The sequence below is a fragment of the Paracoccus aestuariivivens genome (genome assembly GCF_009711225.1).
Taxonomy (GTDB): domain Bacteria; phylum Pseudomonadota; class Alphaproteobacteria; order Rhodobacterales; family Rhodobacteraceae; genus Paracoccus; species Paracoccus aestuariivivens.
This window is the reverse complement of the sequence record NZ_WMIE01000001.1, coordinates 363,032-386,431: the sequence shown is the minus strand read 5'-3', so window position 1 is coordinate 386,431 and position 23,400 is coordinate 363,032. Positions and strand designations below refer to the sequence as shown.

General features: G+C 62.9%; 21 protein-coding genes and 1 tRNA gene. 16 read left to right on the top strand and 6 right to left on the bottom strand.

Features of this window, described 5'->3' with window-relative positions; translation table 11 throughout:
• Window positions 1-114 precede the first annotated feature (114 nt).
• From GL286_RS02000 to GL286_RS01980, 5 genes are all read left to right on the top strand, one after another.
• On the top strand, window positions 115-1,998 hold the full coding sequence (locus GL286_RS02000) for a TonB-dependent receptor plug domain-containing protein (RefSeq protein ID WP_155093872.1): 1,884 nt from the start codon (window positions 115-117) through the stop codon (window positions 1,996-1,998).
• Window positions 1,992-2,834, top strand: a complete 843-nt coding sequence (locus GL286_RS01995) for an ABC transporter substrate-binding protein (RefSeq protein WP_155093871.1) — start codon at window positions 1,992-1,994, stop codon at window positions 2,832-2,834. The genes GL286_RS02000 and GL286_RS01995 overlap by 7 nt, the downstream gene beginning before the upstream one ends.
• Window positions 2,831-3,832, top strand: a complete 1,002-nt coding sequence (locus GL286_RS01990) for a FecCD family ABC transporter permease (RefSeq protein WP_155093870.1) — start codon at window positions 2,831-2,833, stop codon at window positions 3,830-3,832. Before GL286_RS01995 ends, GL286_RS01990 begins: the two co-directional genes overlap by 4 nt.
• Complete coding sequence (locus GL286_RS01985) at window positions 3,829-4,593, top strand: ABC transporter ATP-binding protein (protein WP_155093869.1); 765 nt, start codon at window positions 3,829-3,831, stop codon at window positions 4,591-4,593. The genes GL286_RS01990 and GL286_RS01985 overlap by 4 nt, the downstream gene beginning before the upstream one ends.
• A gap of 144 nt (window positions 4,594-4,737) precedes the next feature.
• On the top strand, window positions 4,738-4,887 hold the full coding sequence (locus tag GL286_RS01980) for a hypothetical protein (RefSeq protein WP_155093868.1): 150 nt from the start codon (window positions 4,738-4,740) through the stop codon (window positions 4,885-4,887).
• Between the two features lie 33 nt (window positions 4,888-4,920).
• Here the strand turns inward: GL286_RS01980 and GL286_RS01975 are convergent.
• Window positions 4,921-4,994: transfer RNA gene (locus GL286_RS01975), tRNA-Gly, on the bottom strand.
• A 103-nt stretch (window positions 4,995-5,097) separates the two neighbouring features.
• Here GL286_RS01975 and GL286_RS01970 point away from each other — a divergent pair.
• A complete protein-coding gene (locus GL286_RS01970) occupies window positions 5,098-6,546 on the top strand; it encodes a TrkH family potassium uptake protein (RefSeq protein ID WP_155093867.1) in 1,449 nt (482 codons plus the stop codon).
• Window positions 6,547-6,553: 7 nt separating this feature from the next.
• Here GL286_RS01970 and GL286_RS01965 read toward each other — a convergent pair whose 3' ends face one another.
• Window positions 6,554-8,020 carry a peptidoglycan-binding domain-containing protein gene (locus GL286_RS01965; protein ID WP_155093866.1) on the bottom strand — a complete coding sequence of 489 codons (1,467 nt, stop codon included), beginning with the start codon at window positions 8,018-8,020 and terminating at the stop codon, window positions 6,554-6,556.
• Window positions 8,021-8,105: 85 nt separating this feature from the next.
• Here GL286_RS01965 and GL286_RS01960 point away from each other — a divergent pair, with 85 nt between their 5' ends.
• The 8 genes from GL286_RS01960 to glmM all read left to right on the top strand — a co-directional run bounded on the left by GL286_RS01960 (window position 8,106) and on the right by glmM (window position 18,232).
• A complete protein-coding gene (locus GL286_RS01960; protein WP_155093865.1) occupies window positions 8,106-9,068 on the top strand; it encodes a glycine--tRNA ligase subunit alpha in 963 nt (320 codons plus the stop codon).
• Window positions 9,069-9,071: 3 nt separating this feature from the next.
• The gene (locus GL286_RS01955) at window positions 9,072-9,542 is read left to right on the top strand and encodes a DUF6446 family protein (RefSeq protein WP_155093864.1); all 471 of its coding nucleotides are present in this window, start codon (window positions 9,072-9,074) and stop codon (window positions 9,540-9,542) included.
• Window positions 9,542-11,599 carry a glycine--tRNA ligase subunit beta gene (glyS, locus tag GL286_RS01950; protein WP_155093863.1) on the top strand — a complete coding sequence of 686 codons (2,058 nt, stop codon included), beginning with the start codon at window positions 9,542-9,544 and terminating at the stop codon, window positions 11,597-11,599. Before GL286_RS01955 ends, glyS begins: the two co-directional genes overlap by 1 nt.
• Window positions 11,600-11,731: 132 nt before the next feature.
• Complete coding sequence (locus GL286_RS01945) at window positions 11,732-14,293, top strand: putative PEP-binding protein (RefSeq protein WP_155093862.1); 2,562 nt, start codon at window positions 11,732-11,734, stop codon at window positions 14,291-14,293.
• A gap of 217 nt (window positions 14,294-14,510) precedes the next feature.
• A complete protein-coding gene (locus GL286_RS01940; protein WP_155093861.1) occupies window positions 14,511-15,026 on the top strand; it encodes a cell wall hydrolase in 516 nt (171 codons plus the stop codon).
• 70 nt (window positions 15,027-15,096) lie between these two features.
• The gene (locus GL286_RS01935) at window positions 15,097-15,879 is read left to right on the top strand and encodes a dihydroneopterin aldolase (protein WP_155093860.1); all 783 of its coding nucleotides are present in this window, start codon (window positions 15,097-15,099) and stop codon (window positions 15,877-15,879) included.
• 38 nt (window positions 15,880-15,917) lie between these two features.
• Window positions 15,918-16,892: a dihydropteroate synthase gene (folP, locus tag GL286_RS01930; RefSeq protein WP_155093859.1), complete on the top strand. Its 975-nt coding sequence runs from the start codon at window positions 15,918-15,920 to the stop codon at window positions 16,890-16,892.
• Window positions 16,889-18,232, top strand: coding sequence for a phosphoglucosamine mutase (gene glmM / locus GL286_RS01925; protein WP_155093858.1), 1,344 nt, complete (start codon window positions 16,889-16,891; stop codon window positions 18,230-18,232). The genes folP and glmM overlap by 4 nt, the downstream gene beginning before the upstream one ends.
• Here the strand turns inward: glmM and GL286_RS01920 are convergent.
• On the bottom strand, window positions 18,229-19,371 hold the full coding sequence (locus GL286_RS01920; RefSeq protein WP_155093857.1) for an FAD-dependent monooxygenase: 1,143 nt from the start codon (window positions 19,369-19,371) through the stop codon (window positions 18,229-18,231). The two genes, glmM and GL286_RS01920, sit on opposite strands and share 4 nt — an antisense overlap.
• Before the next feature lie 73 nt (window positions 19,372-19,444).
• Window positions 19,445-19,867, bottom strand: coding sequence for an RNA polymerase-binding protein DksA (gene dksA, locus GL286_RS01915; RefSeq protein WP_155093856.1), 423 nt, complete (start codon window positions 19,865-19,867; stop codon window positions 19,445-19,447).
• A gap of 161 nt (window positions 19,868-20,028) precedes the next feature.
• Here dksA and GL286_RS01910 point away from each other — a divergent pair, with 161 nt between their 5' ends.
• Together GL286_RS01910 and GL286_RS01905 are read left to right on the top strand one after the other, a co-directional pair.
• On the top strand, window positions 20,029-20,868 hold the full coding sequence (locus tag GL286_RS01910) for an AAA family ATPase (RefSeq protein ID WP_155093855.1): 840 nt from the start codon (window positions 20,029-20,031) through the stop codon (window positions 20,866-20,868).
• Window positions 20,865-21,305: a GNAT family N-acetyltransferase gene (locus GL286_RS01905; protein ID WP_155093854.1), complete on the top strand. Its 441-nt coding sequence runs from the start codon at window positions 20,865-20,867 to the stop codon at window positions 21,303-21,305. The genes GL286_RS01910 and GL286_RS01905 overlap by 4 nt, the downstream gene beginning before the upstream one ends.
• 55 nt (window positions 21,306-21,360) lie before the next feature.
• On the opposite strand, the gene GL286_RS01900 is transcribed toward GL286_RS01905, so the two are convergent.
• Window positions 21,361-21,855, bottom strand: coding sequence for a lytic transglycosylase domain-containing protein (locus GL286_RS01900; protein ID WP_155093853.1), 495 nt, complete (start codon window positions 21,853-21,855; stop codon window positions 21,361-21,363).
• A gap of 147 nt (window positions 21,856-22,002) precedes the next feature.
• Window positions 22,003-23,397 carry a dihydrolipoyl dehydrogenase gene (gene lpdA / locus GL286_RS01895; protein WP_155093852.1) on the bottom strand — a complete coding sequence of 465 codons (1,395 nt, stop codon included), beginning with the start codon at window positions 23,395-23,397 and terminating at the stop codon, window positions 22,003-22,005.
• Between the last annotated feature and the right edge of the window lie 3 nt (window positions 23,398-23,400).

Below are 23,400 nucleotides of genomic sequence, written 5' to 3'. Positions count from 1 at the left end.
CGGAAAGCGGCGATCCGCAGTGGTGAAGCCACATCCTTTGCGAAGGCGCCATGAACCGGCCCTGACCGCATACCACGCAGATCGGCAGGTTCGCCTGCACAGAAAGGCCCGGACATGATCCGTATCCAAAGTTCGTCGCTAGCCCTGATTGTCGCCACGCTGCCCGGCCTTGCCGCCGGACAAGAGCAGGCCAGCCAGATCACACTGGACCCGCTTGTGCTGTCGGCGGGCTTCCTGCCGGTGGCCAGCGACGGCTATGGCCGCGCCCATAGCGTCGTCACCGCCGACGAGATCAAGGAGCGCGGCCTGCTGACCGTACAGGACGCCTTGCGCGCGCTTCCCGGCGTGTCCGTCAGCAGCACTGGCTCCAGCTATACCCAGGTCCGGATTCGCGGCGCCGAGGCCGATCATACGCTGATCCTGATCGACGGGATCGAGGCTGCGGGCGGTGCGGATGAATATGTCCTGAGCGGCCTTGAAACCGCGAATATCGAGCGCATCGAGGTTCTGCGTGGCCCGCAATCGGTCTATTACGGCTCGAACGCCTCGGCCGGGGTGATCAATATCATCACCGACAAGGGGGAGCGGGGCCTCAGCTACGGTGGCAGGGTCGAAGTCGGGAACGGTGCGGCGGCCTCGGCCCATGTTAGCCAGAACGGCGATCGGGGCGGGCTCGCGCTGAACCTTTCGGCACGGGACGACCACGGTTTTGACCAGTCGGGCGATGGCGGCGAGAAAGACGGAATCAACCGCAAAACCATCGGCCTGTCGGGCTGGTATCAGGCGACCGACGACCTGCGCGTCGGGGGCAGCCTGCGTCGCGCCAAGGAACACTACGATTACGACCGCGAGGACTACCTGTCGGCCACGGATGCCGAAAGTTACGTCATTGACGATGACAGCCTGTATTTCGACCGGAACGAGTTTCAGGGCGCGGTCTGGGGCGAATATTCCGCGCTGGACGGTCGGCTGACCCAACGGTTGGAATACCAGAACAGTGTGTCCAAAAGCAGCGATACCGGCGCGCCCGAGGCCCGCGGCGAGACCGACAAATGGAAGTATCGTCTCAGCTTCGGTCTGGACGGTCAGGCAGTCGCGGATGCGTCGCATTTGTTGAACGTGCTGGTTGAAAAGCAGACCGACGAATCTTCGTTGGCGCCGGATTTCTCGCGCGAGATGTCGTCGGTGGCATTGGAATATCGCGCTTTTCTGGATAACGGGCTGGACCTGCAAGCGGGACTTCGCCGTGACAACAACAAGGTGTTCGAGGATTTCACCAGTTGGAACCTTGGTGTGTCGTGGCAAATGCCCGACCGTCCGTTCCGGCTGCACGCTTCGGCGGGCACGGGGTTGGTCAATCCGTCCTATTACGAGCTTTACTCGAACGATACCTACACAGTGGGCAATCCCTACCTGAAACCCGAGAAGAACTCGGGCTTCGATCTGGGGGTCGAGGCGCAATTGCCTGATGGCCGCGGGTCGGTCGACGTGACATTCTTCCGCGAGAGGATCGAGGATGAGGTGACCTATGTCTATGGCGGGGTTGCGGATGGCCGCTCGACCTATGTCAACCAGTCTGGCGAAAGCCCGCATCAGGGCGTCGAAGTGGCGGCCAAGGTGAAGGCGACCGAGGATCTGGATATCGGGTTGACCTACACCTATCTCGACGCGAAAAACCCCGACGGTTCGGTCGAGATCCGCCGCCCTCGGCACGAATTGGGGTTGTCAGCTACCCTCGCGCTGTTCGAAGGGCGGGGCTGGGTCACCGCCGATCTGCGCCATGTCGCGGGCAATTACGACACCCAGTTCTGGGGCGCGTCCGAAACCAAGGAACTGCCCGATTATACCACCGTCAACCTGTCGGGCGGCTACGATCTGACGGGGAACGTCCGCGTTACCGGTCGCATCGTGAACCTGTTCGACGAGGAATATTCGGACGTTTGGGGTTATGCCTCGCAGGACCGTGCTGTTTATGCGGGCCTGGAAGCGAAATGGTGATGGCATGGTGCCAGACCGTCTGCCTCGCGGGCGGGCTGGCGCTTGGGGCCTCGGTTGCAGCGGCCGAGGCGCCTCGACGGGTCGTCTCGATCAACCTGTGTACCGATCAATTGGCGCTGGAGCTTGCCGCGCCGGGGCAATTGATCTCGGTTTCATATCTTGCGCATGATCCGGCCTCGTCGGTGATGCAGACCAAGGCCGCCGCAATTCCTGCCAATCGTGCCAGCGCCGAAGAGGTCTTTCTGCTCAAGCCCGATCTGGTTCTGGCCGGTGCTTTCACCCCGCCCGACACCCTGCGGATGCTGTCGCGCCTTGGCGTCAGGATCGAGGTATTCCCGCCTGAAACCAATCTTCACGACATCCGCGACAACGTGCTGCAGATGGGACAGGTGCTGGGGCGCGAGGCGATGGCCGATCAGGTGGTCGCGGATTTCGACGCGGGGCTTTCTGCGCTGGAATCCAACGAGCATCCGCTGCCAAGCGCCATCATCTATGGCGCGAACGGTTATGTCGCGGGTCACGACAGCTTGGCGGGGGCGATCCTCAGGGCGGCGGGATATCGCAACCTCGCGGCTGAATTCGGCATCACGGTCGGGGGTACGGTGCCGCTTGAGCGGCTTGTGCTGGCCCAACCGGACCTGATCGTGCTGGCCGAAAAGAATCGCGGCCACGCGCGCTCCGAAGAAACGCTGGACCATCCCGCCCTGTATGCACTGATCGCGCGTCAGCCTCATGCATCGGTCGAGGATCGCAACTGGATCTGCGGCACGCCGCATGTGCTGGACGCGATCCGCGAATTGCGTGCCGTGCGGATGGCAGGAAAGCTGGCACAATGACGCGCGGCGCAACATATCCCGCATTGCTGACCGGGTTGTCCTGTCTGGTCCTGACGCTGTTTCTTGCCTCGCTTCTGGTCGGTCCCGCGCGGCTGGGCATGTGGGATTGCCTGCGCGCGTTGTTCGGCCAAGGCCCCGAAATGCTGCAACTGGTCATGCGCGAGATACGTCTGCCGCGCGCCCTGCTGGGGGTCATGGTCGGCGCGGCATTGGGCATGTCCGGCGCAGTCATGCAGGGATTTCTGCGCAACCCGCTGGCCGAGCCCGGTCTGGTAGGCACCAGCGGCTCAGCGGCGCTAGGCGCGGTACTGGCGATTCAACTGGGTCTGGCGGCTGCTTTTCCGCTGGGATTGCCGCTTGCGGCACTGGTCGGGGCTTCGGGCTCGGTCATTCTGGTCCTGCTGCTTGCCGGACCGCAGGGCGGGGCACTGGCCTTGATCCTGTCCGGTATCGCGATTTCCGCCTTGGCAGGGGCGGCTACCTCGTTGGTGCTGAACCTGTCGCCAAATCCGTTCGCGGCGAACGAGATCATCTTCTGGATGCTGGGCTCGCTTGCGGATCGCTCGATGCTGCATGTCTGGATCGCGTTGCCATTCATGCTGGTCGGCGCGGCGTTGCTTCTGGCGACCGGACGGGGGCTGGATGCACTGACCCTGGGCGAGGATGCGGCAGCCAGCAGCGGGATCAACCTGACCAGACTCAGGCTGACGCTGGTGGCGGGCACGGCTGCGCTGATCGGTGGTGCGACGGCGGTTGCGGGGGCGATCGGCTTCGTCGGTCTTGTCGTGCCCCACATCCTGCGCCGCTCGGTCAGCGGGCGTCCTTCGCGGCTGATACCGGTCTCGGCCTTGGGCGGAGCGGCGATGGTTCTGGCTGCGGATCTGGCTGTCCGCACCATCGCGCCCGAGCGTGATATCAAGCTGGGCGTGTTGACTGCACTGATCGGGGCGCCGTTCTTCCTGCACCTGATCCTGAAGACGCGGAGATCCGGCGCATGACTTTGTTGATGCTTTCGGACATGTGTTGCACGCAGGATGGCCGACAGGTTCTGGACGGGATCAACCTGTCGATCGCGCCTGGCGAGTTCGTCGGGCTAATCGGACGCAACGGCGCGGGCAAGACCACGCTTCTGCGCGCATCGCTGGGGTTGATACCGGCGCAAGGCTGGTCCTCGCTGGCAGATATGTCGGTGCGCGAACGCGCCCGCGCGGCGGCCTTTATGCCGCAAGGGCGCGAGATCGCATGGCCGATGCCGGTCGAGTCCTTGGTCGCCTTGGGTCGCATCGCCCATCCCGACGCTGCCAGCGCAAGCGATCGCGCCGCGACCGAGCAGGCTATCGCCGCGCTGGAACTGCAGGGCTTGCGCCACCGCGCGGCCACCTCGCTATCGGGTGGCGAGCAGGCCCGCGTTCTGATTGCGCGCGCCTTGGCGCAGGATACGCCGCTGCTGATGGCGGATGAACCGATTGCCGGACTGGACCCTGCGGCCCAGATCAGCGTCATGCGGTTGTTCGCGGGTTTGGCCGCGCAAGGCAAGGCGGTGCTGGCTTCGCTGCACGATCTGGGGCTGGCGGCGCGCCATTGCACGCGATTGATCCTGTTGGACCACGGACGAATCGTCGCAGATGGCCCGCCCGCCAAGGTGCTGACTGCGGGTCATCTGGCACAAAGCTTCGGCATTACCGCCCAGATGTCGGTCGGACCCGAAGGGATGCTGTTTCAGGTGATCGATACGGCCTCGTCTCAGGGCGCGAATTAACCGGCAGTTAACCGAGGTTGCGAAATCGCTCTGCCACGCGCCGTCGCTTGCGTCAGTCTGTCGCAAGGGACGATTCCGATGCATGACAGCAAGACGCAGACGCCCGAACGAGTGGCAGACGATGTCCGAACAACCCGAAATCGGTTGAAATTTCTGAGACTTCAGGCCGAGACGCTGAAGATTCAGGCCGAAACCCACAGGATTCAGGCCATGGTCAGAACTTGGGTGATTTCGGGGATCGCCGTCATTTTCAGCGCCGCTGCCCTGTTGGCAACCGCACTTCTATCCGAGTGATACTCCGGAGCTTCGCGCTTGTGTGGGGGATGGTGGAGCGGGTGATGGGAATCGAACCCACGTATTCAGCTTGGAAGGCTGCTGCTCTACCATTGAGCTACACCCGCGTCGTGACTTTCTATAGGCAAGGCTTCCGGACGTTGCAAGCGTCTGAACGCGCGACGATGCAGAAGCTTGACGCAAGAGAAGGGGCGCGGCTAGCAAGGTCGCATGATCGACATTCGCCCCGTGGCCAATACAATAGGCAAACTGGTCATCACGCTGGGCGCGGCGATGGTGATTCCCATGTGCGTCGATTTCATGGCGGGGGATCCGCATTGGAAGTCGTTTCTGGAGGCGGCCTTCCTGACCATGCTGGCGGGCGGGCTGATCACCTTGGCGACACATGGGGCGAATCATTCGCTGACGATCGAGCAGGCTTTTCTGCTGACAGCGGCGATCTGGGCCGTGCTGCCTGCGGCGGGCGCGATGCCCTTTATGATCGGCGCCCCCTATGTCGGCTTCACCGATGCCTATTTCGAGGCGATGTCGGGTCTGACCACCACCGGCGCGACGGCATTGCCCGAACTTGATAACCTGCCCAAGGGCATCAACTTCTGGCGCGGCTTTCTGAACTGGTCCGGCGGCCTGGGGATCATCGTCGTTGCCATGATCTTTTTGCCGGTGATGAAGGTCGGCGGGATGCAGTTCTTCAAGTCGGAAGGCTTCGATACTTTAGGGAAAATCCTGCCGCGCGCCTTCGATATCGCTCGCGAGATGACCTGGGTCTATATCGGGCTGACCGCGATCTGCGCCATTGTCTATATCCTGTTGGGGATGACGGGCTTCGACGCCATCGTGCTGGCCATGTCGACCTGCTCGACCGGCGGATTTTCGAATTACAACGCCAGTTTCGGGCCCTATGCCGGGGTACTGGAATATGCTGCTGCGGTGTTCATGATCCTCGCCTCGATCCCGTTCATCCGCATGGTGCAACTGGTGCGGGGCTCGGCTCAACCGTTGTGGCAGGACGTCCAGATCCGCGCCTATCTGCGCTGGACCTTCTTTGCCATTGCCGCAATCGTGGTCTACCGCCTGCTCTGGCTCGAGGCAAAGCACCCCGAGGCCATCATCCGCGAGACCGTGTTCAACGTGGTCTCTACTTTCTCGGGCACTGGACTGTCGTCGACCGATGTCACGCAATGGGGGCATTTCCCATTCGCTATTCTTGTGGTGATCGGACTGATCGGAGGGTGTACCGGTTCGACCGCCTGTTCGGTCAAGGTCTTCCGCTATCTGGTGCTTTTTCAGGCCGTGAAAGCTCAGTTGCGCCGGATGCAATCGCCGCACCGGATCTTTCCCCTGCTTTACGATGGCCGCCCGCTGGATCGCGATGTCGTTGATTCGGTGATGACGTTCTTCACACTGTTCATGCTGACCTTTGGCTTGCTGGTCATGGGATTGGCGATGACCGGCCTGCATCCAAGGACGGCCCTGACCGGAGCGTGGACCTCGATTGCAAACGTCGGTGTGCTGTGGGGGCCGGAACTTAGCCCGAACGGAGCGGTCGATCAGCTTCCCACCGCCGCCAAATGGATGATGACGGCGGGCATGTATGTGGGTCGGCTTGAACTGATGACCGTGCTGGTACTGTTCCTGCCACGTTTCTGGCGAAGCTGATCGCCTGTCAGGGCGTGGTCGGCGGGGTCTCGACGCGTTGCGAAGTTGCAGCTGGCGGAATTGCCGCAGGCGCGATCACCGGAGTCTCGGGCACGGCCTCGGCTGCGGCCGGCGCAAATCGGGTCAGGTTGTCCGCAATTTCAGCCGAGATCCGGCGTTGCTCCAACGGGTCGCGCTCGGGCCAGATCAGGACAAAGCCCTGCACCCTGCCGTCGATCACACGCGCTTCGGCATGGCTGATATGGGTGTCGTTGCGGCCATCCAGCGTGATCGTGCCCTTATGGATCTGGCGCGTCGGGGTGGGAACCCAGCCAAGCGCGGTGACAAGACCGGCAAGGTCCAACATTTCCTGTTGGCCACCGGTCTGCGAGAACAGGATCAGCGCCGCACCCGAGCCATCCTTGGGACCATAGATCGACAGCGCGCGCTCGGCCCGGTCGAATTGCAGCTTGTCCATCGGGACCGGCATGGCCAAGCCGGTATGGGTGTCGCGCAACTCGGTCAGGCCCATTTCGCTGCGCCATGCCTCGCGGCGGCGGATCAGTTCGATCATGGCGGTCGCGGTATCGGGCGAGGTGCGCAGATTCACGATCTCGTCGGCAATGGCGGTCTGGGTCATTGGGCCGTCCTTGCCGTCGATGCTGCCATCATAATGACCTGCCCAACGCAGCGCGCGTTGGATATCCTCGAGCGGAGGCATCGCAACAGGCGTCGTACCCTCGACTGGCGGAGCGCCCAGTTCCGGCGTCGTTCCGGGAATGGTCACGTCGCCAATTTCCTCTGCCGGAGCGAGGAAGGCATCCTTGGGCACTGCGCCCGCGCGGCGGAAGGCAGCAAGCCACGCTTCGCCAACCGTTTCGTCCAGTGGCCCCATTGCGATGGCGTAGCGACCGTTGGACAGCGTCCATATCCCCACTTCGGGCAAGGTCTCGCGCCATTTGGCCAATATCTCGTCGGCTTTGGCGCGGTCGGTCGTCGAATCGATTCGCAGGTAAAACTTTGCAGGCTCGGGTTCGGATTGAGGAACGGGCGCTGGTTCGGCAACCGGCGCGACTTCCTGCGCGGAATCTGCCGCCGCTGTGTTCAAAGGGATGGTCGTGGGGTTGGTGACCGGAGTTACCGGTGCCGGTGTTGCCGCCGCTGCGGCGGGCAAGGGCTGGCCGGCAAAACGGGTCAGGTTGCGCCCTGCGGGTGCGAGGAAGCTGTCGCCGGGCACCGCGCCCCCGGCTTTCAGCTGGCGCAGCCTGTTCGTGGCTTCGTCGCGGGGCAGGGGACCAAGCCCTATGCCGATCCAGCCATCGCTAAGCGGGAAGGTTACCACGTCGTTGAATTTGGCGCTCCACCGTTCAGCCGAGGATTGCGCGACCTGCGAGCCGCGCTTGGCTTCGATCCGGATCAGGACATCTTCGGCCAGCGCGCCAGTCGCGCCTAAAAGCGGCAGAGCCGCGCCAAAGATGTATGCAAAGCGCCGCATCGGGAATTCCCTCTCATTGACCCTGCGCCGCCCTCTGCCTAGAAGGCGGCTGACCTACTTGCCAGTTATGCAAAAGGATGCGGCGATGACCAGCCCCAAGGACAATCAGACGGCGAAACCCGTCTGCTTTCAGGACGTGATCCTGCGCCTGCAATCCTATTGGGCCGCGCAGGGCTGCGCCGTGCTGCAACCCTATGATATGGAAGTCGGCGCGGGGACCTTCCATCCGGCGACCACGCTGCGTTCGCTGGGGGCGCGTCCTTGGGCTGCGGCCTATGTGCAGCCCTCGCGCCGCCCGACCGATGGCCGCTATGGCGAAAACCCGAACCGGTTGCAGCATTACTACCAATATCAGGTCATCATCAAACCCTCGCCCGCGAACCTGCAGGATCTGTATCTGGGCTCGCTGAAGGCGATCGGTCTGGACCCGATGATCCATGACGTGCGCTTTGTCGAGGACGACTGGGAAAGCCCGACGCTGGGCGCTTGGGGCCTTGGCTGGGAGGTCTGGTGCGACGGCATGGAAGTCAGCCAGTTCACCTATTTCCAGCAGGTCGGCGGGCATGATTGCCGCCCGGTCTCGGGCGAGCTGACCTATGGCCTTGAGCGTCTGGCGATGTATGTGCTGGGCGTCGAGCATGTCATGGACATGCCCTTCAACGATCCCGACAGCGCGATTCCGATGACCTATGGCGACATCTTCCGTCAGGCCGAGCGCGAATATTCCCGCTGGAACTTCGAGCAGGCCGATACCGAGATGCTGCTGACCCATTTCAAGAATGCCGAGGCCGAATGCGCCCGCATTCTGGACGCCGCCGAGACGGACAGCGCGGGCCGCAATATCCCGATGGCGCATCCGGCCTATGATCAGGCGATCAAGGCCAGCCATCTGTTCAACCTGCTGGACGCGCGCGGTGTGATCTCGGTCACCGAGCGTCAGGCCTATATTGGTCGGGTGCGCGCGCTGGCGAAGCGCTGTGCCGACCTGTTCGTGACCACCTCGGCCGCGACCGGCGAGCCGCTGCCGGCCTTCCCGGCCGGGGCCTGATCCTTGGACGGCCGGATTCCCGCATTGCTGATACTGGGTGCCGCGGCGGCCGCTGGCGCCGGGGTCTGGTATGCGCAGGAATATGGCTTCTATGACCGTGTGGACCCGGCCGGCGTGACGATCACCGTCATGGCGCATGGCCAGCCTGTTCCGCTGGAGGCTGGCGATCTTGAGGCGATCGACGCCTCAAGCTCGCCCATCCGCTGGCGCGGATGCTTTCGCCTAGACCAGCCGCTGCCCGAGGGCGCGGAAGTGTTCGCGCAGCCGACGCCGCTGGTTGGCCCGAACTGGTTTTCCTGCTTTGACGCCGGACAGTTGCAGGCCGATTTGGCCAGTGGTGCGGCCAAAGCCTATCTGTCCCAGTCCGAGATCCGCCCCGATGTGGATCGCGTGATCGCCGTCTATCCCGATGGTCGCGCTTACGGCTGGCACCAATTCAACGACAAGACCCCCGAACGCGGAGTAATGGACTGATGCCCGACCTTCTGATCGAGCTATTCTCGGAAGAAATCCCGGCGCGGATGCAGGCCCGCGCCCGTGAGGACCTGAAAAAACTGGTGACAGACGGGCTGGTTCAGGCTGGCTTGACCTATGCCTCGGCGGGTGCTTTCTCGACCCCGCGCCGTCTGACCCTGACCGTCGAGGGGCTGACCGCTCATAGCCCGACCACCCGCGAAGAACGCAAGGGCCCGCGCACCGACGCCCCCGAAGCGGCGCTGGAAGGCTTCCTGCGCTCGACCGGCCTGACCCGCGAGCAGCTTGAAGCGCGCGACGACAAGAAGGGCCAAGTCTGGTTCGCCACCATCGAGAAAGCGGGCCGCCCTGCCGCCGAGATCGTGGCCGAGGTCCTGACCGCAACCATCCGGGACTTCCCTTGGCCGAAATCCATGCGCTGGGGTTCGGGTTCGCTGCGCTGGGTGCGTCCGCTGCATTCGATGATCTGCATCCTGACCGATGAGGCAGGCGCGGAAGTCGTGCCGCTGGAGATCGAGGGCATTACCTCGGGCAACACCACCCGCGGCCACCGCTTCATAGCCCCGGATCAGATCACCGTTTCCAGCTTTGACGATTACGCGGCCAAGCTGCGCCGCGCCAAGGTCATGCTGGATTCGTCCGAGCGCGAGGCCGCGATCCGTCAGGAAGCCGCCAATCTTGCCTTCGTGCGCGGCTGGGAAATCGTGCCCGATGACGGTCTGCTGACCGAAGTCGCGGGCCTGGTCGAATGGCCGGTGCCGCTGATGGGCGCGATCGAGGACCGCTTCCTGACGCTGCCCGCCGAGGTTCTGCAGACCTCGATGAAAGAGCATCAGAAGTTCTTCTCGGCCAAAAATCCCAAGACGGGCCGCATCGAGGGCTTCGTCACGGTCGCCAATATCGAGACGCCGGATCATGGCGAGACCATCCTGAAGGGCAACCAGCGCGTGCTGGCCGCGCGCCTGTCGGATGCCGCCTTCTTCTGGGACAATGATCTGCGGACCGCGAAATCGGGCATGGCGGATTGGGCGGAAAGCCTGAAATCCGTAACTTTCCAGAGCAAGCTTGGTTCTCAGGCTGACCGCATCACCCGCATCGCCGCGCTGGCGCGTGAGATCGCGCCGCTGGTTGGTGCCGATGCCGATCTGGCCGAACAGGCCGCGCGCGTGGCCAAGTTGGATCTGCGTTCTGCGATGGTCGGAGAGTTCCCCGAGCTTCAGGGCACGATGGGCCGCTATTACGCGCTGGAGGCGGGTCTGCCCGCCGCCGTCGCCGATGCGGCGCGCGACCATTACTCGCCGCTGGGTCCGTCGGATGATGTGCCCTCGGCTCCGGTCTCGACTGCCGTAGCGCTGGCCGACAAGCTGGATACGCTGACTGGATTCTGGGCCATCGGCGAAAAGCCGACCGGCTCGAAAGACCCCTTCGCGTTGCGTCGCGCCGCGCTTGGCGTGATCCGTCTGATCCTGTCGAACAAGGTTCGCGCGAACCTGCTGGACGTCTTCGCCAAGGGCTATCCGGGCGCGGATTCGGGCGAGTTGCTGGCTTTCTTCCACGATCGCCTGAAGGTCTATCTGCGCGATCAGGGCGTGCGTCACGACATTATCGACGCGGTTCTGGCGATGCCGGGGAATGACGACCTTGTTCTGCTGGTGAACCGGGCCGTCGCGCTTGGCGAGGTGCTGAAGACCGAGGACGGCACCAACCTGCTGCAGGGTCTCAAGCGCGCGTCGAACATCCTGACTCAGGCCGAGGAAAAGGACGGCGTCGAATACAGCTTCGGTGCGGACGAGAAATTCGCCGAGACCGAGCAGGAACGCGCGCTGTTTGCCGCCCTCGACAAGGCCGAGCCCGCGATCCGCGAGGCCGTCCGGCTGGAGGATTTCCCGGCCGCCGTGCAGGGCATCGCCACCTTGCGCGCCCCGATCGACGCCTTCTTCGAGGCGGTGCAAATCAACACCGACAACCAGATTGTCCGTCGCAACCGCCTGAACCTGCTCTCGCGCATCCGAGAGGCGGGGCGGCTGATCGCCGATCTCGGCCGGATCGAGGGCTGATCTCGGGACAGTTGCGATGCCCGCAAGGGTATGGTCGGGCCGCGCGGTCCGGCCCAAGGGGGCAGAAGCCCCCTTTTTGCAATCCTTTCGCACTTGCAGCATCCCGTGGCACATGCCTAATGTGAAGGCATCATGACAGCGCTCACCGATCCTGATGCAATCGTCGAAATTACCCCGTCGGCGGGGGTTCAGGTCGCGCGTCACGGCTGGAGGGCGAAATGCTTGCAGCGTCTGGTCCGGATGGAATTACCCGTACCGACAAGCTTTGCCATTTCGGCCGATGCGGTCCGCGCGATTGCGGCAGGACAGACGCCTGACCGTCAGGCTCTTGCCGCCTTGATCGAACGCGAGGAGGGGCTGGTCAGCGTCCGGCCCTCCGCCGCAAATCCGGCATGGGGCGGACCCGGCACGGTGCTGAATGTCGGCATCAACAATGCCTGCCATGCCCGTCTAGTGGAATCGCGCGGCAAGAAGGCGGCGGACGCGATCTATCTGGGCTTCGTACAGTCCTATGCCATCCATGTCGCGCGGCTTGATCCGGACATGTTTTCGGATTGTGCGGGTGATTTGCAGACTGCCCTGCGCGCTTACGAGAACGAAACCGACGAGGAATTTCCTCAGGACCCTGCACGTCAACTGGCCGAAGTGTTGCGTTCGATGGCGCGGGCATGGGACGGACCGACGGCGCGGTTGCTGCGGCAGGCCAAGGGTGCGCCCTCGCAAGCGGCGCTCGGGTTGATCGTGCAGGATATGGCGCTGGCGATCGGGCCGGGGGTCACCGGCTCGGGGTCGATCCAGCTTGTCGACAGCAGCACGGGGATGCCGCGGATCACCGGACGTTTTCGCGGGCAAACTCAGGGTCGGGCCGAACGAGAAGGGACCGAAACCCTGTACCTGACCCGCGATCCGCGTGGTCCTTCGCTCGAGGAAGCCGCCCCCGAGGTTTTTGCCGATCTGATCCGCTTCGGCGTCGCCTGCCGCGAACGCCTACGCGAGGAAATGCAGATCGAATTCGCCGTCTCGGACAGCAACCTTTCGATCATCGACGCGGTAAGGGTCCAGCGCAGTTCGCGTGCCAGCGTCAGGATCGCGGTGTCGCTGGCGCATGACGGCATCATTCCGGTTGCCGAGGCTGTGACTCGGGTCGAGCCGCGTGCGCTGTCCGACCTGTTGCATTATCAGGTTGATCCGGGCGCGCCGCGCGATCTGGTCGCTAAGGGTATCAATGCCAGTCCCGGTGCGGCGACCGGTATGATCGTATTCACTGCCGCCGCAGCGCAGGCCGCCGAAGCGCGGGGCGAGCGTTGTGTTCTGGTCCGCCGCGAAACTGTGCCCGAAGATGTGCGGGGGATGCATGCGGCTGTCGCGGTCCTGACCGAACGTGGCGGGATGACCAGCCATGCCGCCGTGATCGCGCGTGGGATCGGTTTGCCGTGCATCGTCGGAGTCTCGGGACTGTCGATCGACACCCGCGCCCGCACCATGCAAACGGGTGGCCGGATTTTCCACGAAGGCGAGAAAATCACCATCGACGGCACCTCGGGCGAGGTTCTTGCCGGTGAGGCCGAGATGCTCGAACCAGCACTGGACGACAGCTTTACCCAATTGCTGGAATGGGCCGACCAGCATTCCAGCATCCGGATCAGGGCCAATGCCGACACGCCCGAGGACGCCCGCACCGCGCGGATGTTCAACGCGCAGGGCATCGGGCTGTGCCGGACCGAGCATATGTTCTTTGACGACCAACGTTTGCCTGCCATGCGCGAGATGATCTTCGCCGACAAGCCCGAGGATCGTCGTCTGTCGCTGGAACGGCTCTTGCCGATGCAGCGCAGCGACTTTGCTGCTTTGTTCGAAATCATGGCGGGCCTTCCCGTCACCATCCGCCTGTTCGACCCGCCTTTGCACGAGTTCCTGCCGCATGACCGTGAGGGGATGCGTGAACTGGCCGAGTCGCTCGATCTGCCGCTATCTGACGTCACCCGACGGGTCGAGGCGCTGAGCGAGTTCAACCCGATGCTGGGAATGCGCGGCGTTCGTCTGGGCATCACGGTTCCCGAAATTTACGACATGCAGGCCCGCGCCATTTTCGAGGCCACCATTCTTGCCAGCAAGAACGGCGATCCTGTCGTCCCCGAGATCATGATCCCGCTGGTGAGCGCCCGTCGCGAGGTCGAACTGGTCAAGACCCGCATCGACGCCGTCGCTGCCGCCGTCCGCAACGAAACGCGGCGCGACTTCACTTACCGCCTGGGTGTGATGGTGGAAACTCCGCGCGCGGCCTTGCGCGCGGGCGATATTGCCGAACATGCAGCATTCCTGTCTTTCGGCACGAACGACCTGACCCAGATGACCTATGGTTTGTCGCGCGACGATGCGGGGCGCTTCATGGGAACCTATGTCGGGCAGGGCGTCTTTGCCGAAGATCCGTTCCATATTCTTGACCGCGATGGCGTCGGAGAACTGGTCGCGATCGGGGCCGAGCGCGCCCGTTGCCAGTCTCCGGGGATCACCATTTCGGTTTGCGGCGAGCATGGCGGCAACCCGGAATCGATCGCGTTCTGCCTGCGGGCAGGGGTGAATTATGTGTCCTGTTCGCCGTTCCGCGTCCCTGTCGCGCGGCTTGCGGCGGCGCAGGAATCGATCCTGATGGCTCAGGAATCGCCCAAAACCGACCCTGCGGCGCAGTCGTAGACGATTCCGGTTTTGGCCAAATCCCGCCCGTCAGCGAATTTCACCTCGGCGGGTTTCCGCCAAAATCATTAAAAATCCTGTGGATAAGTCGAATCCCGAAAAAGCCAACTAGCAAGGCGCGTCGGTTCTTTGGTCTCTGACACCCGAGATAAGGGTCAGAACGGCCCAAGTACGAAACCGACCGGACAGTGAGCCGGATCCATGTAACGGGATCATCATGTCGACACTCATGTCGTGGCTGGCGCGCGTTTCCCTGTGTGTAGCCCTTACCACCCCGGCCATGTTGGCCACTTCGGCAAACGCCGATACGAAATCCAGCACCAAAACTGGTGCAGCCGCTGCCCAGAAGGTCAGCTCTACCGACCTCGCCTGCCTGTCCGAGGCACTTTACTTTGAAGCCCGCGGCGAGGGCGCAAAAGGCCAGCAAGCTGTGGCCGAGGTCATTCTCAACCGCGTAGATCACCCAAGGTTCCCGAAATCGGTTTGCGGCGTCGTGAACCAGAAGGGCCAGTTCACCTATCGCAAGACCCGTATTCGCGAACAGGGCGCCTTCTCGCGCGCCCAGAAAATCGCCAAAGCTGCCCTGCAGGGCGGCCCGCGCAATCTGACCAACGGCGCGACCTATTTCCACGCAGGCCGTGTGAAACCGTCCTGGTCGCGCAAGTTCGAGCGCACGACGCGCATCGGCAGCCACACCTTCTACCGCTCGGGTCACCGCATCGCGTCGAACTGACGCAAGCCTGACCGGATCTGTTTCGGCCCCGTCCCTTGCGGCGGGGCCGTTTTCCTGTGAAATGCTGCATATGGACCAGCCTGACCGTATCCACCTGCGCGACTATGTCGTTTCGGCCGAAATTGGCGCCTTCCAGACCGAGAGGGGTAACCTTCAGCGGCTGCGCTTCAACATCGAGGTTGAATTGGCCAGCCATGTGGTCGGGGTCGATGACGAGGTGGACCGAATTCTCAGCTACGACGTTCTGACCGAGGCCGTCGCAAGCGGCCTTGCCGACAGGCGCTACGATCTGCTCGAGACGCTGGCGGAAAAGATCGCGGCCCAGATTCTGGTGCATCCGCGCGCGGCGCAGGTCTCGGTCACGGTCGAGAAGCTGGACCGCATTCCGGGCGCTTTGGGCGTGACGCTGACCCGCCGTCAGGCCCGCGTCGAGGCCGAGGAAATCGCCATTCCGATGCGCGTGATTTTCCACGGCAGTGAAATCGACTTGCCAAAGGGCGCTGTGGCTTTGGTTCCCGACGCACCCGGACTGCCCGTTCCGCAAGGCGGAAATGGTCGCGAGATCGCATTGCTGGCCTTGGATCAGGCCGCTTGGGCTTTGGCAGGACGGCTCGGGCTGACCGTGGCCGATAGCCGGACCGAGCTGGACTGGGCCGCATCCGAAGGCCGCGCAGTGGTCTGGGCTCCGGCGCGGATGGTGCGCGATGTGCTGTCTTTGCCGCCTCATCCCCATGCCTTGGCAATCTGGCTGGCGGATAGGCTGGGCGCAAGCCGGTTGGACTGGGCGCTGCCCGAGGATCAGCCCTTGCCCGAAATACCTGCGATGTTTCACGTGACGACCGGCCGGATGTGATCCAGCGTATCAGGCCGCTCGAACCAGCACCGAACATGATGACCGATACCTATTACCGACCGATTCCCGCCGAACATGGCCGCTGGCAGCTTGCCGGTGGATGGGTCCGCTTCTCGCAATTCGAGGTCTTGCGTCGGGGTCGGACTCCGGTTCTGAGCGATCACGCGCCTGATGACGTCCTTGCCGCGCTGACGGCACCGCGTGCTGATGTGCTGGGGTTGGTGATGAATCGTCCGCGCATCATGGGCATCGTGAACGCGACGCCCGACAGTTTCTCGGATGGCGGTGCATATGAAGGGGTCGCACAGGCGCGGCGTCTGACGGCGCAAGGCGCGCAGATACTGGATATTGGCGGGGAATCCACCCGCCCTGGCGCTTTGGAAGTTCCGGTCGAGGCCGAGATCGCCCGCATCGCTCCGGTGATCGCGGCGACGCGGGCTCTGGCCGCGATCTCGGTCGATACCCGTAAATCAGCGGTTGCTCGTGCTGCCATTGCGGCGGGTGCGGGGCTGGTGAACGACGTGTCCGGCTTTGATTTCGATCCGGCGATGGCGCGGGTCGTCGCCGATGCGAGGGTACCGGTATGTCTGATGCATGCCCAGGGTATCCCAGAAGACATGCAGGACAACCCGACCTATGGCGATGTTCTGCTGGATGTTTACGACGCGCTGGCCGAGCGGATCGCGCGGGCCGAAGCGGCGGGAATCCCCCGCAACTGGATCATCGTCGATCCGGGCATTGGTTTTGGAAAGACCGAGGCGCATAATCTTGCCATCCTGCGGCGGATCTCGCTGTTTCATGCCTTGGGTTGCGTTGTTCTGTTGGGTGTCTCGCGCAAACGCTTCATTGGCAATATTGCCAAGGCCGAGCGCCCCGCCGATCGCGCAGCCGGGACATTGGCCGTGACCTTGGCCGGGGTCGCGCAGGGCATACAAATCCACCGCGTCCATGACGTGGAAGAAACAAGGCAGGGCCTTGCCTTATGGCAGGCCGTGACCGGAGGGGACAAATGAGCAGGAAACTTTTCGGAACCGACGGTGTGCGGGGCCGGGCCAACACCTATCCCATGACCGCCGAGATGGCGTTGCGTCTTGGGGCTGCCGCCGGTCGCTATTTCCGGCGCAAAGGCGAAGATCACCACCGCGTCGTGATCGGCAAGGACACCCGCCTGTCCGGCTATATGCTGGAAAATGCCTTGACCGCCGGTCTGACCAGCACGGGCATGAATGTGCTGTTGCTGGGACCGGTCCCGACGCCAGCGGTCGGCTTTCTGACCCGCTCGATGCGGGCGGATGTGGGGATCATGATCTCGGCCAGCCACAATCCGGCGGCCGATAACGGGATCAAGTTTTTCGGTCCCGACGGATTCAAGCTATCCGACGAAGCCGAAGCCGAGATCGAGGCGATCGTGGCTGGTGACATCGCTCCGGCGCAGCCCCAGAATATCGGTCGTGCAAAACGGATCGATGATGGACGTGGGCGCTATGTCGAATATGCCAAGACGACTTTTCCGGTGGGGCACCGGCTGGACGGTCTGAAGGTCGTGGTCGATTGCGCGAATGGCGCGGCCTATCGCGCGGCCCCTGATGTATTGTGGGAGTTGGGCGCCGAGGTCATTCCGCTGGGCGTGACCCCGAACGGACATAATATCAACGACGGCGTTGGCTCGACCCATCCCGAGGCCTGTGCGAAAGCGGTACTGGAACATGGCGCGCATATGGGCATCAGCCTTGATGGCGATGCCGACCGCGTCATGATCATCGACGAAAAGGGCAAAGTCGCCGATGGTGACCAGCTTATGGCACTTCTTGCCGGTCGCTGGGCCGAACAGGGGCGGTTGCGTGGCGGAGCCCTTGTGGCAACCGTGATGTCGAACCTTGGATTGGAGCGTTACCTGCAAGGGCGCGGATTACGTCTGGAACGTACGGCTGTGGGCGACCGCTATGTGGTCGAACGGATGCGGGCGGCGGGCTTCAATCTTGGCGGCGAGCAATCGGGCCATATCGTGATGACCGACTATGCCACTACAGGGGACGGGCTGATCGCGGGTCTGCAATTTCTGGCCGCCTTGTCCGATAGCGGGCGCAAGGCCTCGGAACTGGTCGCACAGTTCGAACCGGTGCCGCAGATGCTGAAAAACGTGCGTTACGCCGTTGGTGCCGACCCGCTATCGACCGAGGCCGTTCAGGCCGAGATCGCTCGGGCCGAGGCACGGCTGAATGGCTCGGGGCGGGTCCTGATCCGGAAATCGGGAACCGAACCGCTGATCCGCGTCATGGCCGAGGCCGAGGACGAGGTCGCATTGCGCGAGGTCGTCGAAGGCATCGTCGCGGCCGTCGAAAAGGCGGCTTAGGCCGCCTTCGTCGGATCGTAGTCGTAAAGCCATGCGAAGCGCCCGATCAACTGACCGGGTGCAATGCGTGAAATGGTGCGCAATCCGGCATGGGCTACGGCACGGGCCGGACCCCGCAAGTGGTAGTTTCGGGCGTTGGCATTCGCCGCCTCGACAATGCGTTGGCAGCGCGGGCGGCGCAGTTCCTGAAACCGTGCCAAGGATTGTGTCAGTCCGGCCTTGTCCTCAAGGCAGGCGGCCAGAACCCAAGCGTCCTCGATCGCCATGACAGCGCCTTGCGCCATGAACGGCAATGTCGGATGTGCGGCATCGCCAATCACGGCGATTGCGGGATCGGTTGAGGCAGGGCGGTACCAGTTCGATGCGACCGGATGGCGGAACAAACCCCAAAGTCCGACCTCATTGACCTTGTTCAGCCAACCGGTGACCGGCCCGCCAAAACGCGAGAATGCGACGCGCAGGTCGTCGGGGTCGCCGGGTTGCGCCCAGCCTTCGTCTTGCCAGTCGGCGCGCTCCATCACCGCCACGATGTTGCGTAAACCTCCGGCCAGTGGATAGCTGACCAGATGCCGCCCCGGTCCCATAAAGACCTGAGCCGCAGGTTCGGGGTTCGATTGATCGGCAATCAACGCCCGCCATGCGGTCTGGCCGGTGAAAAACGGTTGCTCGATGCCGTTCAGCAGCGGGCGGATGCGGCTTTTCACGCCGTCTGCCCCGATCACCAGATCGCAATCCTGTGGCAGCGTGCGGATGTCCTGACCAAATTCGATACGAACGCCCGCCTCGCGTGCAGCATTCTCCAGCATCTCGACCAGACGCGCCCGATGCACCAGCCGGAAGCGATCCTGCGGTCGATGTCTGGCCAGATCCATCACGGCGACCGGTGCCCCGTCGGAATCCCGCAACTCGACCCGCCCCGAGGGCAGGCTGATCGCGCTGAACGCGGGCCAGAGCCCCAGCGCATCGAACACGCGGATCGCATTGGGCGAGATTTGCAGACCCGCGCCTACCTCGCGCAATGCCCCAGCCCGTTCCAGAACGCGCACCGAGGCACCTCTTTGCGCCAGTGCGCAGGCAGCAGTCAGGCCTGCCACCCCTGCTCCGACGATGGTGACGGAAAGGTCTAGTGGTCGGGGCATAAGTCCCCCTTACGCATAAAAAAACCGCCCTTCCGGCGGCTATACACCGCCGGACCAACGGGGTGTAAGTGGCTCAATCGTCGCGGTAGACACGCTCCTTGCGTTCGTGCTTTTCCTGCGCTTCCAGCGTCATGGTGGCGGTAGGCCGCGCATCAAGTCGCTTCAGGCTGATCGGCTCTCCGGTTTTTTCGCAATAACCGTAGTCACCGGTTTCAATCCGTCGCAGGGCCGCGTCGATCTTGTTGACGAGCTTTCGTTGACGATCGCGCGTCCGAAGTTCCAACGAGCGGTCGGTCTCCTCCGAGGCACGGTCTGCAAGGTCCGGCACGTTACGCGCACTGTCTTGCAACCCTTCGAGCGTTTCTGCCGACTGATCCAGAAGCTCTTGCTTCCAAGCGATCAGTTTGCGGCGGAAATACTCGAGTTGCCGCTCGTTCATGAAGGGTTCATCTTCGGCGGGGCGATAGTCTTCGGGCAGAAAGGTCTGGGCTTTCATAGGTCCTCCGGGAGCCGGGCGCCTGTATGCCAGCTCCTTGCGGCCCCCATAAAGTATGGTACGCCCTTTGTCACTATCCCATTCCGACGAGGATTGATGCTGCGGTTGCGAAGACACGCACTGCCTCATAGGCTGGTAAATAATGCGCAAAGGACGGGCGAATGCGGTTTTCTTCGACAGAATCTTACGTTGCTGCCCCAGATTTGGCAGTGGCGGTCAATGCCGCAATCACGTTGGAGCGGCCTCTGCTGGTCAAGGGCGAACCGGGAACCGGCAAGACCGAACTGGCCCGTCAGGTCGCGCAAAGCCTTGGAATGTCGATGATCGAATGGAATGTGAAGTCGACGACGAGGGCCCAGCAGGGGCTTTATGAATATGACGCCGTATCGCGATTGCGCGACAGCCAATTGGGCGAAGCGCGGGTCCACGATATCGGCAACTACATCCGCAAGGGCAAGCTGTGGCAGGCCTTCGAGGCCGAAAGCAAGGTCGTGCTGCTGATTGACGAGGTCGATAAGGCGGATATCGAGTTCCCGAACGACCTGCTGCAAGAGCTCGACCGGATGGAGTTCCACGTCTACGAGACCGGCGAAACGATTCGAGCCCGCCACCGTCCCGTCGTTATCATCACCTCGAACAATGAAAAGGAACTGCCCGACGCCTTCCTGCGTCGTTGCTTCTTCCATTACATCCGCTTTCCCGATGCCGAAACGCTCAAGCGGATTGTCGATGTGCATTTCCCTGACCTGAAACCGCGACTGCTGGACGAGGCGCTGACGCAGTTCCTTGAATTGCGCGATGTTCAGGGGCTGAAGAAAAAACCCTCGACCAGCGAGTTGCTGGATTGGCTGAAGCTGATCTTGGCCGAGGATCTTTCGCCCGAGGATCTGAAGCGCCCTGCCGGAGAGATGTTGCCCAAGCTGCATGGCGCGCTGTTGAAGAACGAACAGGATGTGGCAATGTTCGAGCGTTTGGCCTTTATGGCACGGAGAACGCGATGATCCACGAGCTTTGTCCTGACGACCGCGAAGGTTGGCAGAAACTCTATCAAGGTTATCAGGCCTTTTACGGCTTCCACGACCGCCCGCAGGAATTCTACGACAAGGCCTTTAGGCGTCTCATGTCCGAGGATGCCCGGGATTTCCAAGGGCTCGTTGCCGAGGAAGACGGCCAGATCGTGGGTCTGGTCCATTTTGTCTTTCATCCGAACCTGTGGCGTGATGAGGGCGTGTGCTATTTGCAGGATCTGTTCACTGCGCCTGCGGCTCGGGGCAATGGGGTCGGGCGCGCGTTGATCAATGCCGTATATGCTGCGGCGGATGCTGCGGGCGTCCCGAATGTCTATTGGCTGACTGCCGAGGATAATTACGCGGGCCGGATGCTGTATGATCGGGTCGCCGCGAAGTCGCCCTTCATCCGCTACAATCGTAAGCTTTGAAACGAAAAACGGCCCCTTAGGGGCCGCTGCTTCCGTTCCGGTCCGGCGCGGTCGCTTAGCGCAGTCCGGTTTCTTCCAGCAGGCCCTTGCGCTTGGCTTCGTAGTAGTAGCCGCGCGAATACCATTTCACGGCGGCATCCGGATTGCCGTTCCCGACCAGATAGGCACCGCGCAGGTATTTAACACCGTATTTCAGATTGGTCTCGGCATCCAGCAGCCCGCCAGCGGGACCGCGATAGCCCATGCCGCGCGCGGTCGCGGGCAGGATCTGCATCAGCCCGTAATAGGGGCCATTGCGTGCGCCGGGGCGGTGATGCGATTCACGGATGATGACGCGGTGTACCAGCTCGGGGGGAACCTGATACTCGGCGGAATACTTGTTGATCAGTCGGCGCAGTTCCGGCGTCTCGTTGGCATGCAGCCGCATCGTTTCCGACTTCGAGGCGCGCGGCTCGACCAAATAGCGACGGTCCGGATCAACACTGTTGTCACCGCAGGCGCTCAGCGCAAGAACGCCACCCAGCGCCAGCATACCGATCAGTGATTTCATGGACTGCCCCCGATTTTATCGTTGGCCAGAGTTTAGACACGCGGTTCCATCTCAGGGAAACCATAAGATGAGGGCCGCCCGATCAGGGGCGGCCCTTCGGCGGATTCTCGCTACCTGGTTGTAGAGAATCCGGTGATATTCCGCCGATCAGACGTGAATTGCACCGCCGCCGCAGGCCAAAGCCGCCTCGCGCACCGCTTCCGAGCAGGTCGGGTGGGCGTGGCAGGTCAGCGCGATGTCCTGAGCCGAGGCCCCGAATTCCATCGCGACGCAGACTTCGTGGATCATTTCACCGGCATTCGGGCCGATGATGTGGCAGCCCAGCACGCGGTCGGTTTCCGCGTCGGTGACCATTTTCACGAAGCCTTCGGCCTGGAACAGGGCTTTGGCGCGGGCATTGCCCATGAAGGGGAACTTGCCGACTTTGACCTTGCGGCCCGATTCCTTGGCGGCTTCCTCGGTCAGGCCGACCGAAGCGACTTCAGGCGTGGTGTAGATCACGCCCGGGATGACGTCGTAGTTCACGTGACCATGCTTGCCAGCGACTACCTCGGCGACGGCCATGCCCTCGTCCTCGGCCTTGTGGGCCAGCATCGGGCCAGGCACCGCGTCACCAATGGCATAGATGCCCTTAATCGAGGTTTCCCAGTGGCCGTCAACCTGCACGAAACCACGCTCGTTCAGCGCGACGCCCAGCTTGTCAAGGCCGAGGCCCGCGACATAGGGACGGCGGCCGGTGGCGACCAGAACGGTCTCGGCCTCGATCGTGTGCTCGCTATCGTCTTTGCGCAGCTTGTAGGTGACTTTCGCCGCGCCATTTTCGACCGTGGTGCCCGAGACAGCCGCGCCGAGGACGAATTTCAGGCCCTGCTTGGTCAGGATCTTCTGGAACGACTTCTGGACCTCGCCATCCATGCCGGGGGTGATCGCGTCGAGGAATTCGACCACGGTCACTTCCGTACCCAGACGCGAATAGGCCGAGCCAAGTTCCAGCCCGATGACGCCCGCGCCGATGACGACCATCGATTTCGGAATCTTCGGCAGCGACAGCGCGCCCGTCGAATCAACGACGATACCAGCCGCGTTGTCGACCTCGACGCCTTTCAGGCTGGACGGTTCCGAACCCGAGGCGATGACGATGTTCTTGGTCTCGTAGACGGTCTCGCCGACCTTCACGCGGCCAGCGGCCTCGATCTCGGCCCAGCCTTTGATCCAGTCGATCTTGTTCTTCTTGAACAAGAACTCGATGCCCTTGGTGTTGCCGCCGACGGTCTCGGCCTTATAGCCCTGCATCTTGGCCCAATCGACTTCGACATGCGCGCCCATCAGGCCCATCTTCTCGAAGTTCTCGTGGGTTTCATGCAGCATGTGGCTTGCGTGCAGCAGAGCCTTGGACGGGATGCAGCCCACGTTCAGGCAGGTGCCGCCAAGGGTCTCGCGGCCCTCGACGCAGGCGACCTTCAGGCCCAGTTGCGCGGCGCGGATGGCGCAGACATAGCCGCCGGGGCCAGCACCGATCACGATCAGGTCATAGGTGGACATGGG